Here is a 16,114-nt window from a genome sequence, read left to right as displayed (position 1 = left end):
TTTCTAGTTGAATGGTGAAACTTGAATTAAGTTTAAGCAAGTTTTGTGTAGCAGGCAATCCTACTGCCAAGTGACGGAGATAGAGTATGCCACATTCTGTACTGTTTTGCGATCGCAGCAGTGCCGGAATACAATTAGCCGAAGCAATTGCGGCAGAGATCAACCTAGTTAAAGCGTCGGGGGTTTCTGTATCACCAGTTGTCTATGCGCTGCCTCGCGGTGGTTTGCCAGTTGCCGTCCCAGTGGCGCTGAAACTGGGTTGCCCAATGGATATTATTACAGCAAAAAAAATTGCTCGTCCAGAAGAGCCAGAATTGGCTATTGGTGCAGTAACGGCAGATGGGTTAGTAATTTGGTCAAGCAGATTGGGTGAAGATAAAAACGATCCTAGTTTACAGTTAGCTTTTCAAGAAGCAAAAGCGAAAGCTCAAGCGCAATTGCAACAGTTAACGCCTTATTGCCCAAATGTGTTATCAGAAGGTGCGATCGCCATTTTAATCGATGATGGCATTGCCACAGGCATGACTGTTGCTGTAGCTATTCTTTCTTTGCGCTTAAAAAGACCTGCTGCGGTTTGGATTGCCACTCCAGTCGCACCTTTTGCTTTAATGAAAATGTTAGAAGAATGGAGCGATAAAGCGATCGTCCTAGCCCAACCCCAAAAATTCCCCAGCGTCAGCCGCTTTTATGAAGAATTTCCCCAATTAGAAATGGAAGAAGCCATAAGTTGTTTACAACAAGTGAATGGGAGGGAATGGGGGGATGGGGGGATGGGTTCGATTAGGGGAGATGGGGAAGTTTAACTCAAAACTCTGTAGGGGCGGGTTTTGTTGTTTATTTTTCTGTTGTGAACCAAGACTTATCTGCTCTCACCCCCCCTACACCTCAAAACTTTCCCCAGTCAAGAGTCAAGAGTCCCCAATCGCCAGTCCCCATACCTTGTTACGATAATTAACCAGGTTCTCATAATTCTGGAAAAAATGTCGGCAACTCTCGTTTCCTCACTTGATTCTATTCCTGGTACTTATTGGCAATGGCGACAACAGCAAATATATTATGTGCGGGCTGGAAAATCTGATCCAGAACGTCCTCTGCTGCTGTTGATTCATGGATTTGGTGCTTCCACAGATCATTGGCGGAAAAATATTAATGGGTTGAGTAAAGATTTTGAGGTTTGGGCGATCGATCTGTTAGGATTTGGTCGTTCCGCTAAACCAAACTGGGATTACAGTGGCGATTTGTGGCGCGATCAATTACATGATTTTATCACCGAAGTAATTGGTAAACCCGTAGTTTTAGCCGGAAACTCACTGGGAGGCTATGCTTCTTTATGCGTCGCCGCCCAACGCCCTAACACTGCAAAAGGTGTAATTCTTCTCAACAGTGCAGGGCCATTTACAGAAATTGAACCACAACCCGAACCTGATTTAATCAGAAAAATTTGGGGTGAATTAGTCTTATCAATTCTCCGCCAACCTTGGGCAAATTTTCTCCTATTTCAATACATCCGTCAACCTTGGGTAATTCGCCAAACTTTGGAAAAAGTTTACCTCGATCGAAGTGCAGTTACAGATAGATTAGTTCAGGAAATTCACCGTGCTTCTTGCGATCCTGGTGCTCCTGAAGTTTTTGCTTCCGTTTTTAGCACTCGTCAAGGCGAAAAAGTTGATATTTTACTCAAAGAATTAGCTTGTCCTTTATTATTAATCTGGGGAGAAGCTGATCCTTGGATGAATGCCAAAGAAAGAGGTCAAAAGTTCCGCCATTACTATCCTAATTTAACCGAATATTTTCTCCAAGCCGGACATTGCCCTCATGATGAAGTACCAGATCAAGTAAACAGCATCATCAATCAATGGGTAACAACTAATTGCTAACTCGTTCGTTGTAGGCGCTTTAGCGATAAATCGCTTACAACGAACCTCATTTTTAGTTGTTACTAACGTGGCACAACAGCACAGAAAGTTGTTTCCCCAAATGCTCCCACTGCTAACTCAAAAAGCCAATTTTCCTCCAGTGTTTCCCCGTTATCTCCTGTGCTACGTTTAGCTGTAGGAAGTAAACTCAATGTTCCGTTCTCGTTCATAAAAGAACGCAATTTTTCAGTAGTCATTGCTTTAGTAGCACGAGCCGATAAACCAAAAGCAACAGGATCTTTACGAATTAATGCTAAAGGACTGTTAGCATTACTATCATCCTCAAGAAAACTCTTAATTGCTAAAGATACAGCTTCGGTAAATGTGACTTTTCCTCCTAAAGCCATTTGTTTGTTAATTACAGAATAACTAGCCACAAACTTTAATTGCGAAACTTGTAATTCTTGTGTGATGCCAGCAACGGTATTTTTTCCATAAGCTAAAGTAGAAACATTGTTTCCGGCAGCATCAAACAGTTTCGCTTCATCCCCAGCATCATTCCAAACAGCAGTTCTACTCCCAAAAGAAAACCCACCAGTTTCAGGATGTACTTCATTTGTGTACACTCGGAAACTCTTGCCACTTTCTAAGATAGTTCCTTCAGGGAAGATGAAAAATTGCTTCGGGTTACCACCCCCAGAAGTGATTTTCCAACCGGAGATATTAGCTGGACTGTTGCCGAGATTGCTAATCTCTATATATTCATCGGATTGAGTACGTTTGACTTCACCTTTATAAAATAGTTTGGAAATAGTGACATCTGTAGTTGCGGTGATGGTAAATTCTTCCGCGTCACTTACTAAAGGTTCGGGTGTTGGTTCGATCGCGGGTTCGGGCGCGGGTTCTGGCGCTGGTGTGACATCAACTGTTGGTTCGATCGCGGGAGTTTCATCAACTGGTGGTTCGATCGCGGGAGTTATTTCAACTAATGCTTCTGGCGCAAGCGCTGGTTCTAGCGCAGGAGTGACATCAACTAGTACTTCAAGTGCGGGTGTTGGTTCTAGCGCGGGAGTTATTTCTACTGGTGGTTCCGGCGCGATCGCTGGTTCTAGCGCGGGAGTGACATCAACTAATGCTTCAAATGTGGGTGTTGTTTCAGTCGCGGTTTGGGGTACGGGGGTTTTAATAAATTCAGCCGTAGCCATTAACCCTTGACCACTAGTATTATTAGTGAGGATGATCTGATTGTGTGGGGAATCGGGTTGTAAATCAATAATGTGGATACCCCGATCTTGATAAAGAGTTGTTACTCCTGAAAATAGTGGATCGTTTTTATTAACAACCACATTTTCGCTAACAGTATTAGATGATTTTTGCAGTTTTAGACCAAATGCTGCTAGGAAAGTATTCCAATTGTTTGCTTCTAATTGCGATCCTCCTTGACCTGTACCAGCCCAGAGATAAACCTTGCCACCATTTTTCACATATTCAATTAAAACTTGGTTATCGATCGGATCGCCACCGATAAAAATCCCATCATATTGACTCAGGGTTGCTAAATTAATCGGGATAACCATTCCCTTAGTCCAAGTATGACCGGATTTGGTCATCGTTTCTTCTAAGGACGATTCCGTTAAACCCCAATTATTAGAAAGTACATGAAATTTGCCTTTCTCGTCTCCGACAAAGTATTTGGCAAGATTATTCGCAAATGTGGCTGTATCGGGTGCATTTTGGAACCCTCGATCGCTGAAGGTCCATTCATCTGCATTAACTACAATTCTGCCATTCAACGGTTTAGGCACGGGGACTTTAATAAATTCAGCCGTAGCCATTAACCCTTGACCATTACTATTTGTGAGAATAATCTGATTAGATGGAGAATCAGGTTGTAAATCAATAATCTGGATACCCTGATATTGATAAAGAGTTTTTACTCCTGTAAATAGTGGGTGATTTTTATTCACAGCCACATTTTCGCTAACAGTATTATTTAATTTTTCCAGCTTCAGACCAAATGCTGCGAGGAAAGTATTCCAATTGTTTGCTTCTAATTGTGATCCTACTTCACTTGTAGCAGCGCAAAGATAAACCTTGCCACCATTTTTCACATATTCAATTAAAACTTGGTTATCGATCGGATCGCCACCGATAAAAATCCCATCATATTGACTCAGGGTTGCTAAATTAATCGGGATATTCATTCCCTTAGTCCAAGTATGACCGGATTTGGTCATCGTTTCCTCTAAGGACGATTCCGTTAAACTCCAATTATTGGAAAGTACATGAAATTTGCCTTTCTCGTCTCCGACAAAGTATTTGGCAAGATTAATCGCGAGTGTGGCTGCATCAGGTGCTTTTTGGAAGCCGCGATCGCTAAATGTCCATTCGTCTGCATTAACTACGATTTTGCCCGGTGAATTACTCATGATTTTAAGATTTTTTCCGAAATATTTAATGTAATGTAAAAAACTATTAATTTTTTAAGTTGTACATCATATTAATAAATCATAGCAAAAAGTTGACTTTTTCCTCAAACTATTAGCTTGTCCTTTGTGGTTAATTTGCAGAAAAGCTGAGCCTTGGATGATTGGTAAAGAACCAGGTCAAAACTTATACCATTATTATCCTGATTTAACCAAATATTTTCTCCAAGCCGGACATTGCCCTGATGATGAAGTACCAGATCAAGTAAACAGCATCATCAACGAATGGGTAACAAATAATTGCTAACTTGTTCGTTGTAGGCGCTTCAGCGCTGAAGCGCTTACAAGGAACCTTATCGCCAATTTCCTACTAAAACATAAGGTGTCCAAAAGTAAGGAAGTTTATATTTATCTTCTTGTAAAAGGCTAAGTTGAGCGCGTCTTAATGCTTCAGCTTTTGTTACGTCACCTTTGAGTAATTCCTGGTAAAATCGTACCATCAAAATAGCTGTCGATCCATCATCAACTTTCCACAAAGTTGCTAAAGTGCTGCGTGCGCCTGCTCTGACTGCTACTCCAGCTAATCCTAAAGCGGCGCGTTTATCTCCTTGGGCGGTTTCGCAAGCACTTAAAACTAATAGTTCGATCGGGCGATTTCCTCTTTTATCTTTTTCGCTTAATAAAGTGTCTAATTGTTTGACATTTATCTTGTCATCCCAAGCTAGAATAAAAGTTTTTTCCGCTTGAGAACCAAATTGACCGTGAGTAGCAATATGAACTATTGGAAAAGGAGATGATTTAATTTGTTGTTCTAAGTTACTTTCAGTAAATTGTTCGTTGATTAATAACACTGGAGATTTTACCTTTTGTTGAATTTCGCTCAATTCTCTTTCCACATTTGGCAAAGCTGAAAAATTCTGTCTTGCTTCTGATAAACCAGCTGCTAAAACTTTGATTGTACCTTGTTTTAGAGGTTGTGCTGGGAGTAATTGTAATCCTGGAGTTAGAGCAATGCTGTATTTTTCGATTAAATATTGCTTTCCGTCATGCAGCGCCGCCATCGGAATATTTCGTAATACACCATCTAAAACAAACACTAAAGTTTGAGCTTTGCTATTTTTTAAATCTGCTTCCCCCTGGCGAATTATCAAATCATATACTTGTTGAGAAATCCGTAAAACTTGTTGCTTATTTCCCGTTTCTCTGCCTATTTGATCTCTTAGTTCATTAATTAGAGTTTCGATTTCGCAGCGAGATTTTAAAGTTGCATAATAGCGCAATGGTAATTCTTTGTCAGGTAAGGCGACAATGACTGCTAATCTATCTGGTAAAATAATTGGATAAATTACGGCTGCGGTGTTGTCTACTTGGTCAATTTCTACAGGTTTTGCATCTATACAAGCTTCTTGAAAAAAGTTATCTAATTCTGCTAGTTGTAAGGATTCAATTACTTGACGTGCTTGCCGTAAATTTTCTTGACTAACTTCTCCTTCTCCACTGATTAGTAATTCGACTAATTCCCGATAAACTGGTTCTACACTTTCCCGAAACGAAAATTGTACATCTGGATTATTGGGATTAACAGCAACTAAGTCACCCCGCAGAGATTTTAGGGTTTCTAATGCTGTATTGTAAGCTGCGATCGCTCCTTTAGCGTCATCTTGTGTCTTTAATTCTTGCCCTAATTTCCATTGCCAACGATAGGAAATATCAGCAGCATTGACTGCTTGAGATAAAGCTAAAGCTTGTTTTGTTAAGTTAGAACTTTCTAGAGTTTTGCCAATTAAAGCATAAAGTTCCGCTAATTTCCCCAATGAGTAAGATTCTGCTTGGCGATCTTTTAAACTCCTCGATTGTTGCAGCGATGTAGTTAATATTTCAGTAATATCTGACCAAGCAATTTGCTCGATAAAATCTGGTACTAAATGAGGAAATACCTTGCTATTCCCAACTGTTATTCTATTATCTACACACTCGGTTTCAGCAGTTTCTCCTGCATTGACAGCTTGGATGATTTTATTGTAACGAATCAAACTTTCTGCGAAATTAATTCGGGCATAAACTGAGCGCCGACTGGCGGGTAATTCATTGAGTTTAATTTGCGATCGCAATTCCAAAGCTTTTTGTAATTCTTGATTTTCTACTAATAAGCTAAACTGACTTAATTGCGCCATAATTCGCAACATTGACGAAGGAGAATTTTTAATTACGTTTTCATACTCATCAAAAGCAATTTTGGTTTCCGATTCTGCTTTTGAGATTGATTCATCTGTTTGTCTTTCTTTGTTGGCAATTGCTCTGGCAGTATTACCTAAGCTAAAATGAGTGGATGCGATCGCAGATTGCGAATTCAATTCTTGGGATACTCTTAAACTTTCTTCTAACAAGTATCGGGATTTTTCTAATTCTCCAGTTACGCGCAAAGTATTGCCTAAACTGCGTAATCCTGTAGCTTTAATTAAAGAATTAGGTTTATTTATTAGCTCAACTTCTATCTGTTCCAATGTAGTTTTAGCCCGTCGATATAAACCCAAACTTTGCATTGCTTGGGCTTGATTAATTTGACTCCCAATTACTCCTTCTAAATCACCAGCTTGTAAGTAATTAGCAGCAGCTTCCTGCCAAGTTTTTAAAGCTTCTGCTGTTTTTCCCGTTGCTAATTGTAAATGAGCTTGAGCATTTAAAACTTTTGCTAAAATCAAGGGATAACTTTTCTGAGAACGGGCGTTACTAATTAAAGTTAAACTAGTATCAATTGCTGTGGTTGCTGCTGCCCAGTTTCCTAACTTTTGTTCAGCTAAAGACACATAACTCAAAGCTTGAGCTTGATTAAGTTTGTCGCCAGATTTTCCCCAAGCAGTAGCAGCTTGTTGCCAAACTTTCGCCGCTTCGGAAAATTGTTCAGCTTGAAATAATTCCGCACCTTGTTGCAGTAAATTTGATGAGGAACTTACTGATACATTAGTTGTTGAGATAGACTTAGGAAAAGCAGTAGCAACACTGGCAGTAATAACCGCCGCCAAAAGTACAATAATCAAGAAGATTAATGACTTTTTAACTTGTGCTGGAAAGCGAAATAAACCCTTGAGCTTTTGTCGGTGTTTCATAGTTCTGCTTTATTGTTGCTGACATTCTTGGGGTAGAAAAAAGTTAGGATTTTGGGGTTTTGCCGTTGAAGTATCAGCAACGAGTACCACTTCTCCTTGAGAATTAATTTTCCATCCTTGTGCTTCAATAATTTCAGAAGGAGTTGATGATGGGGAAACCTTGCTTTGTGCTTCTGTTCTTCCCGCTGATTTGGTAGAAGGCTCAGTTGCTACTCTAAGATCTATCCAGGTGGCTTCATCTGCGATCGATTCGATCGGATTAATTGGCAACCCTCCCCTACCAGTAATAATAAATTCACTACCATCGGCAATTTTACTGCCACAAGCTTGGGGAACCAAAGGCGGTAAAGCCAATTGCTGATTTAAAGGAATTACCTGAAAAACAACAGTATTAAAAGTTACCGTACCTTGCAACAAGGGATTTGCAGAAATAGCTGTCACATCATTACTAGGAAGAACTCGCGTAGCAGAAGGAATGTTTTCAGTACTCACTTCTCTTCCTAATCTTGCTACTAATTCTTCCCTGGTTAGTGGTTGTATTCCCAAAGAACCAGAACGAGCATTGATATTAATAACACCACCAGGGTCAAATCTGGCATTCGCTGTAATGTCGCTGTTGTTGATAGCAACTAATCCATCAGTATTAATAGTAATATTTCCGCCCCCACCAGCTTCGTTTGCTGTAGTGGTAATTTCACCTTTACGCATTACAAGTAAATTAGCTGCTTTTAGTGTAATACTTCCCCCTTGTCCTGCTTGAGTTTCAGCGGTGATACTAGTATTTTCGTTTAACCAGATGGAACGAGCAGAAATACTAATATTGCCTGCATTTCCGATCGCACCTTTTTCTACAGTACTGAACACCGAACTAGGAAAAAGACCTTTATTTCCTGCGGGATCTGTAGTTGAAAAACCTGAAAAGGAAACATCTTTACTAACTTGAATTACGATGTTACCAGCTGATCTTTGTCTGTTAGGGTCTGGTTCTTCAGAGCGGATTAAAGTTTGAATTTGAGAGCCATTTTTTAAGGAGAGCGATCGACCAGAGATCTCTATTTTCCCACCATTACCCACTCCCCCTTTCGCGACAGTGTTGAAAATATTGCTGTTGTCAAGAGAAATAGCATCTTCAGCTTTGACAATTACAAGGCCAGCATTCCCTTCGCCAAAAGTGCTAGTGCTTAGTCGAGCACCATTAGTCAAAGACAGTGACTTAGTGGAAATTTCAATTCCCCCTGCATCGCCAATAGCTCCTGTTTGCACTCTACTGAAGGCACCACTATCCACTCCATCAAAAGAGATGGTATCAGTGGCAGAAATTATGACTGTTCCGGCATCACCCTGACCATAAGTACTGGCATCAAGTTCAGCGCCTTCACGTAAGTAAAGGAAGCCAGTTGTAATTTTAATATCTCCACTCTTTCCACTCAGCGCAGAATCTGTTTCTTGAACATCAAGATTAACATTATTCTCTACCCGGCTAGATGTAATAGTTATGCCTTGAGCAGAATTAAAAGTAATATTTCCGGGAGTAATTACTACTGATTCTGAACTTTTTCTAATTCCGGCTGTTAATAGACTATTCCCTGAAATATCTAACCTATTAGCATTAATAGTAATGCTCCCACTACCATCAGCCAGTACATTAATTCCAGCTTTATTGTTGATAGTTACATCTGCCAAAGTAACAGGTTTTTGTATATCTTTAGGAAAACTCAAGCTACCATCTGCATTGATTCCTACTGTTCCTTCTCCTGCCAATCCCCCTAACTCTACACGACCACCCGGAGCCTGTAAAATTCCCCCTTCAACTATGACGTTGCCACCGACAAAAGTTAAACTTTTTCCAGTTTCAACTTCCAAGGGATTCAATTTATTATTAAACTTTTCCGTTGCACCACCACTCAAATTCTGACCGTTACCTTTGATGCGGATTTCTCCAGGATTCTTGCCATATTGCAACCCAATTGGTACATTAATACTCAGCAAAGCTGTAGCTTGGGGATTAGTCGCACTAAATTCCAACCCATCCCCAAATTTAATACTATTAGCGGTACTCCCCAAAAATGAGCCGCCAATATTTAGCCTCGCATTTGGCCCAAAAATAATGCCATTGGGATTGAGTAAAAATAAATTAGCCGTGCCATTAGCTCTAATCAACCCATCAATATCAGAAATCGATCTTCCCGTTACTCGACTGAAGATATTTCGTACATCAATAGCATTATTAAAATATGCTTCTATGCCATTGGGTACAGAAAATTCTTGAAAACTGTGAAATAAATTATTCCCCGCCCTAGTTCCTCCGTCAATAGTGCGGAGATTGCCAGAAGGTGTTACCTGAGAATTAACCGGAAGCGTATTATCCGGGACTATTTGTGCCTGAACTTTGCTGATTAATAACCCAAAAGACAACAGGAAAAATAAAGTTGAAACAACAAATTTTTGGCTTTCTTTATGGGTTGATAAACTGATTTTCAGCAGAACAACAAAAACTAAGTTAGTTGTCTTGGTAAATGCTTCTTGATCGGACATTTTCATAAACTTTGAGAGACAATATTATCAAAATTATGACCTATTCCCGGCAAAATTATAGTTGTTGTCAACTTTTTTGCATATTGCGATCGTTTGCCAAGTATCAGCGATTTTGTACAGCTAAGTTTGGTGGTAACTCGATTTTAGTTAATCTAAAAGGCTTTTCTCCAATCCCTTGAATTTTCGCTGATTCCAGAAGCGTTTTCCACTCATTCATTAACGTTGGATCGTTGGGATTCTGGTTAATTAATTCTGCTAAATTTGCTATTGCTTCATGCCAAATGCTATTTTCAGCATATATTCTTGGACGTTCTCTTGCGGCTGCATTTTGCAATTGATTTGCTAAATTCGTGGGCGGCACTTCTCGCTTAATCCATCCGACAACAGTAACATCTTTTGTTCGGTTGTTGCGATCGCAAATAATCGAAGTGTACCAAGTATAATTTTTGTTGTTTTCTAGCTGAATAGAGTTTTTAGGTAAACTGATGCTGATAATACCAGGTTGACCTTTAATAGTAAATTTGCTTTGGTAAACATTATTTCTCTGTTGATCTTGTAAAGTAAATTCTGCACTTTCTGCTGAAGTTTGCGGCATATATACCAAAAATTGTGGTTGAGATTCTAATGTTAATCCCACACCACCAGCTAAGCTATTATCAGGTCTTAAAGCTGTTAATGGCAACGAAGGAATCTTCTGATCTTGTTCGCAGGGTAATCCTCTAGTGGCTCCTCCTCCTGTGCTACTGGGTGCGCCTCTATCTGGTGGTACGTATCTCGTTCCTGTGGATGCTGTTCTTGTTACCCTACCAAGTGCCCCTGTATTTGGAGATGGTTGAAATTCCCCAACGTTAATATTTTCTCGCTTGATAGGTTGTTTTTCAAGTGTAAGGACAACTGCTAAAGTTTTAAATGCTAGAGAAAAATTGCAGATGAAATTTATCCCTGAGACTAAAGATAACAATGTCAGCAGATACACCAAAGAATTACGCTTCTTTCGAGACATTTTTGACTTTTAATATTTTTCAATTTTTTTAGATTTTAGCTAAGCAAAAATCTGTTGTCAAGATTGAGTTGATAAATTTTTGGTTCCTTATTTAAAGTGGTGTATGGTACAAAACAGAATCCTCGCTTACTTATCCATTTGAAAATGTTCTGCAACAAAAGCTTCAGCAGATTCACGATTATCAATTTTTTCATCCAAAGTAGCTGTGAGCAAAGCATCTAAAATTTCTTTAAATTGCTTCCCTGGTTTATATCCTAATGCTTTCAAATCATTACCATTTAAAGGTGCTTTGATCTGACTCCATTCTGTGAGATAACGCCAAATCTTTTGTCTAACTGTGCGAGTAGAGACGTTGTATACAACGTCTCTACATCTGACGGCAATTAAAATCAAAGTTGGTAAATTGTATTGACGTAGTAATTGAACAATTTCACTTTTTAATGGCAATTTTGGCAAAGATTGAGTAATGTTAGTTTCGGCTTTATCTAAATTTTCTAATCGCTCAATACTATCTGCTGGTAATTGTAAATTACTCGCTACTTTACCGCGAAAATCTGGAGCTAAATAAGCAATTAAAACTTCCAGGCGCATTTGCCAATGTTCTAAGGTTTTTTGTGGGTCGAATTTTTGGAGACAGCGATCGAACAAACGCACCTCCCACCACAACTTTTCATCTAACTCTAAAGTAGGATGAATGCAGCGCAAAGCTTCTAAATTTGCCAAAAGTTGTAATGCAGGTTTCCAATATGGAGCTTGTAAAATATACTTTAACTCTGATTTTAACCGAGTTTCCAAAGCTGGCGCTCTACCATTTTTACCTTGAATTTGTTCGTAAATTCCACTTGCTATGGCATACCGAATATAACTTTCTGTTTGCGGTTCTATTTCAAAATTTAACCGCACAGCAAAGCGCACCGCACGATAAATTCTGGTAGGATCTTCAATAAAACTATTAGCGTGTAAAACCCGGATTTGTCGAGATTGTAAATCTAATAAACCGCCAAAGAAATCTAACAATTCACCAGCACGGGGTTTTGTTAGTCTCATTGCTAAAGCATTTATGGTAAAATCTCTTCTGTAAAGGTCTTGACGAATGGAGCTTGCTTCCACTTCGGGGTTAGCTGCTGGATAAGGATAAAACTCAGTTCTCGCAGTAGCAATATCTATCCAAAGTGAACCTAAATCTGGGTCTTTATGCCACAATAAAGCAGCAGTTTGGAATTGTCCGTGAACTTCTAAACGCACACCTGGATAAATTTTTTGTAAGGCTTTAGCTAATTCTACACCTGCACCGACATCGGCAGATTTATGGAATCCATCTACTACTAAATCGATATCTTCTAGCAATACTTGTTTTTGATTTTCTGCCAATAGTAAATCTCGGACTGCGCCACCGACTAAATAAAGATGCCAACCGCGTTTTTCTGCTTCTTGGGAGGCTTTTTGTAGTAATTTCCATAAAGGTGCAGTTAAGCGATCGCGCAACCGAGAAATCGGCAAAGGACAATAAGCAGTATTCACCCCGGTTTTTTTGTCTCTTTCTCCTCTCCGATTTTCTTGATGCAACTGTCGTAAAACATCAGTGCGAGTAACAATTCCTACTAACTGTCCTGCTTGTAAAACTGGCAACCTACCAATATCATAAGTTACCATTAATAACTCAATTTCTGGCAAAGGAGTATCGGGCGAAATAGTCTTTAAATTAGTAGTCATGTAACCTTTAACTGGCGCATGACTAAAACCATGATGTAACGCAATATCGATATCTCGACGGGAAATAATTCCCACTAATCGATCGTTGGCATCTACAACAGATAATCCCGAATGACCATATCTTAATAAAATGCGTTGTGCTTGTTTAATTGTAGTTTCTGGGCGAATTGTTCGGACAGGAGAAGACATTAACTCTCTCGCTGTTGGGGGATGGGGAATTTGTCCTTTTAAGCGCTCGATTAACTCTTGTAAAATCAGTTCCGAAGAGACTGTTTTCATAGTTAAAGATGCCGCTTGGGAATGTCCACCACCGCCTAAATCTTGAAATAATTGATTTAAGTCTGTGCCATCAATGCGCGATCGACCAATCACCGTTAAACTCTCATAAGAATTATCACTCTTGTATCTAGCTGCTAACAACAAAAGATCGCTTTCGGTTAAATCAATTAACCGAGAAGCTAAACTAGATAAACCAGGCACAAAACCAGAAGTATCAATTAAACTCCAAGCTAAGGTATAACCCCACTGATTTACCCTTTGCAAATTATCTAAAGCAACAGTGAGTAATTGTTGTAATTGACGAGATAAACCCGGATCGATATACTCTGCAATAACTGGTAAAGAAGCACCTTGAGCCATCAACCAAGCTAAAGCCGCAGCATCTCTAGCTGTAGAATGGTCAAAAGTTAAAGAACCCGTATCGACATGGATACCCAACGCCATTACCGTTGCTTCCGCAGGCGTTAAAAAGTTTTCTCCTGCTACTTTTTGCAACTGTTCTACTATCAAAGTAGTAGTAGCACCCACAGCTTCAATTGTGACTTGCGTTGCCGGAATGTCAGAAATTTGATTTAAGTGATGGTCGTATAAAGTAATTTCGGTTAAATCGGGTAAATCTAACCATTCAGCTGCTTTACCCAAGCGATCGCTCTGTTGCGTATCTACTACTATAAGCGATCGAATTAGTTTGGGATTTACCGATCGCCTTTCAATCAAAGCATACTCATCCCGATGCAACGCCAAAAAATCCCGCACCGCTGGATGAGCACCACCAGTCAAAACAATTCTAGCGCCCGAAAGCAACCGCGTTAACCCAACAGCTGCTCCCAAAGCATCAAAATCAGCAGTTGTATGACACAAAATTAAATCCATCACTTTCTGGGCACTAGGGACTGGGGACTGGGGACTGGGGACTGGGGACTGGTAAAATCTTAACCTTATTCTCTTTCAGCTTTCACCATTCTTTATTCTGCCCCTCTGCTCCTCTGCCCCTCTGCTCCTCTGCCCCTCTACCCCTCTGCCCCCCTGCCCCTCTGCCCCCCTGCCCCTCTGCCCCTCTGCCCCTCTGCCTTGAAGCCTTTCTTGCTGAAAGATGACCGCTTCATGGTAGTTTAGCAAGATAGGAATTTAAAATCTCATCCCTTGTGGGTGAAAAAGTTAATTAGTTAATCAGCTGTCTGCTGTCTTGGGAGAAGCAAAAAATGACAATCCTGTTTCAACTTGCGCTGTTTGCTCTGGTAGCACTATCTTTCGTATTAGTAGTTTGGGTACCAGTGGCATACGCCTCACCCCAAAATTGGGATCAATCCAAGAGATTGCTGTTTTTGGGTTCTGGGATTTGGGTGGCTTTAGTATTGGTGGTAGCTGCGTTAAGTTCCTTCGTGGTCTAAGCTGAGTCAATTAGTCATTCAGTCATAGCTCAAAAATTTATTGCTCAGTAGGTCATAAGTCAATGGCTTTGAGACAATGGACAAAGAACAATTGACGATGACACGAAAAAATTGACATGGCAGTTTTTGAGGGAAGTTTTACTCAGACAGACACCTTAAAGTTTGGGATTGTCATTGGTCGTTTCAATGACTTAGTGACAGGTAAGCTTTTAGAGGGATGTCAAGATTGTCTGAAACGTCACGGCATCGATACCGATCTTCACGGCACTCAGGTAGATTACGTTTGGGTACCAGGCTGTTTTGAGGTATCCTTAGTTGCTCGCCAAATGGCACTCAGCGGGCGCTATGATGCCGTGATTTGCTTGGGTGCTGTGATTCGAGGTCAAACACCTCATTTTGATTATGTCGCGGCTGAAGTGGCTAAAGGGATTGCGGCTGCTGGTTTTCAAACCGGAGTTCCGGTAATTTTTGGCATTATTACAGCAGACAATATGCAGCAAGCTCTAGAAAGAGCCGGAATTAAAAGTAATCATGGCTGGAATTATGCTATGAGTGCGATCGAAATGGCTAGTTTGATGCGCCAAATTAAGGGGAACGGTGAAATGGAACCTTATAGCAGTAAAGTTGTTGGGCCTGCCGCTACCCAACCTTTACCAGCGGCGCTGAAAAATGCGATCGCCCCCGACTCCTCAGTTGAGCCATAATTAATTCATCCCACCATCAGCCAAAAATTTTCCGAATTTTTAGTTGACAAACCAAGATTTCTCTGACATACTAGTAAAAGTCTAGAGGTTGCGGGCATAGCTCAGCGGTAGAGCGTCACCTTGCCAAGGTGAATGTCGCGCGTTCGAATCGCGTTGCCCGCTTAGAAATGAAGTAATTTAATGTGATAATGAGTTACAGCCAAAGAGGTAAATCTTGGGTAACATATCCCAAAGCCAATCCTGAAGCCAAATTACGCCTATTCTGCTTCCACTATGCTGGGGGTGGGGCTGTGAGCTTTCGCTCTTGGTGGGATGATCTGCCATCAAAGGTTGAGGTTTGTCCGATCGAACTTCCCGGACGTAGTTTTCGACTCCAAGAAACTCCCTTTACTCAAATAGAACCGCTGATAGAGGCTCTCGCCCCAGTCGTCTTGCCCAACCTGACTAAACCCTTCGCTTTCTTCGGTCATAGTCTGGGAGCATTAGTGAGCTTTGAACTGGCGCGGGTACTGCGTAAAGAGTATAACCGAAGTCCATTACACCTGTTTGTTTCGGGACACCGTGCTCCCCAACTTCCCGATCGCCATCCGCCGATTCACGCTCTACCAGACTCGGAATTTCTGGAGGTACTGCGACGCTATAACGGTACACCCGAAGCCATACTAGAAAATGCGGAATTGATGGAACTGTTACTTCCGACTCTGAGAGCCGATTTTTCAGTAGTGGAAACTTACTCCTACAAGCCCGAAGCACCTCTAGATTGTCCGATTACAGCTTTTGGTGGATTAGAAGATTGGAAAGCTAATGCCTTGGATCTAGAGCCTTGGCGAGAACAAACCAACTCTGCCTTTTCTCTGGAGATGTTTCCCGGAGATCATTTCTTCATACACTCAGCCCAAACTCTTGTGCTGGAACGCCTTTCGCAATTACTGCATCAGATTGTTGAGACCCCATCCCAGGAGCTTGTTCAGGAAATGAAACCTCTATATTAATAAACAAAATCTGTTGAGAGTGCTAAAATGCAATACAGTATTTAGCTTTTAAGCTTTATTAAATCAAGAGCAGTTAAAAAATGGTGGAAATACCATATAATAAATTGT

11 protein-coding genes and 1 tRNA gene are annotated in these 16,114 nt (G+C 40.6%); 7 read left to right on the top strand and 5 right to left on the bottom strand.

The window, feature by feature from the left end:
- The first annotated feature begins 86 nt into the window (after positions 1-86).
- Both ACE1CC_RS28350 and ACE1CC_RS28345 read left to right on the top strand, forming a co-directional pair.
- Positions 87-803, top strand: a complete 717-nt coding sequence (locus tag ACE1CC_RS28350) for a phosphoribosyltransferase (protein WP_413273782.1) — start codon at positions 87-89, stop codon at positions 801-803.
- Between the two features lie 177 nt (positions 804-980).
- The gene (locus ACE1CC_RS28345) at positions 981-1,877 is read left to right on the top strand and encodes an alpha/beta fold hydrolase (protein WP_413273781.1); all 897 of its coding nucleotides are present in this window, start codon (positions 981-983) and stop codon (positions 1,875-1,877) included.
- A 62-nt stretch (positions 1,878-1,939) separates the two neighbouring features.
- Here the strand turns inward: ACE1CC_RS28345 and ACE1CC_RS28340 are convergent, their stop codons facing one another.
- On the bottom strand, positions 1,940-4,285 hold the full coding sequence (locus ACE1CC_RS28340) for a lamin tail domain-containing protein (protein WP_413273780.1): 2,346 nt from the start codon (positions 4,283-4,285) through the stop codon (positions 1,940-1,942).
- 157 nt (positions 4,286-4,442) lie between these two features.
- Between ACE1CC_RS28340 and ACE1CC_RS28335 the strand changes: the two genes are divergently transcribed.
- Positions 4,443-4,589, top strand: a complete 147-nt coding sequence (locus tag ACE1CC_RS28335) for a hypothetical protein (protein ID WP_413273779.1) — start codon at positions 4,443-4,445, stop codon at positions 4,587-4,589.
- A 46-nt stretch (positions 4,590-4,635) separates the two neighbouring features.
- Here the strand turns inward: ACE1CC_RS28335 and ACE1CC_RS28330 are convergent, their stop codons facing one another.
- The 4 genes from ACE1CC_RS28330 to ACE1CC_RS28315 form a co-directional block, all read right to left on the bottom strand.
- Entirely contained in the window at positions 4,636-7,389 is a 2,754-nt protein-coding gene (locus tag ACE1CC_RS28330) for a CHAT domain-containing protein (protein WP_413273778.1), read from the bottom strand.
- 9 nt (positions 7,390-7,398) lie between these two features.
- Positions 7,399-9,924, bottom strand: a complete 2,526-nt coding sequence (locus ACE1CC_RS28325; protein ID WP_413273777.1) for a two-partner secretion domain-containing protein — start codon at positions 9,922-9,924, stop codon at positions 7,399-7,401.
- Between the two features lie 103 nt (positions 9,925-10,027).
- Entirely contained in the window at positions 10,028-10,927 is a 900-nt protein-coding gene (locus ACE1CC_RS28320) for a DUF928 domain-containing protein (protein WP_413273776.1), read from the bottom strand.
- Between the two features lie 126 nt (positions 10,928-11,053).
- Positions 11,054-13,792: a CBS domain-containing protein gene (locus ACE1CC_RS28315; RefSeq protein ID WP_413273775.1), complete on the bottom strand. Its 2,739-nt coding sequence runs from the start codon at positions 13,790-13,792 to the stop codon at positions 11,054-11,056.
- Between the two features lie 329 nt (positions 13,793-14,121).
- Between ACE1CC_RS28315 and psbZ the strand changes: the two genes are divergently transcribed.
- The 4 genes from psbZ (at position 14,122) to ACE1CC_RS28295 (ending at position 16,006) form a co-directional block, all read left to right on the top strand.
- On the top strand, positions 14,122-14,310 hold the full coding sequence (psbZ, locus tag ACE1CC_RS28310; protein WP_413256783.1) for a photosystem II reaction center protein PsbZ: 189 nt from the start codon (positions 14,122-14,124) through the stop codon (positions 14,308-14,310).
- Positions 14,311-14,426: 116 nt separating this feature from the next.
- On the top strand, positions 14,427-15,014 hold the full coding sequence (ribH, locus tag ACE1CC_RS28305; RefSeq protein WP_413273774.1) for a 6,7-dimethyl-8-ribityllumazine synthase: 588 nt from the start codon (positions 14,427-14,429) through the stop codon (positions 15,012-15,014).
- A 90-nt stretch (positions 15,015-15,104) separates the two neighbouring features.
- Positions 15,105-15,176 (top strand) — tRNA-Gly (locus ACE1CC_RS28300).
- A gap of 26 nt (positions 15,177-15,202) precedes the next feature.
- Positions 15,203-16,006, top strand: a complete 804-nt coding sequence (locus ACE1CC_RS28295; RefSeq protein ID WP_413273773.1) for a thioesterase II family protein — start codon at positions 15,203-15,205, stop codon at positions 16,004-16,006.
- Positions 16,007-16,114 lie beyond the last annotated feature (108 nt).

Source organism: Floridaenema aerugineum BLCC-F46, from assembly GCF_041929345.1.
Classification (GTDB): Bacteria; Cyanobacteriota; Cyanobacteriia; order Cyanobacteriales; family Aerosakkonemataceae; genus Floridanema; species Floridanema aerugineum.
This window is presented reverse-complemented; position numbering and strand designations above follow the sequence as displayed.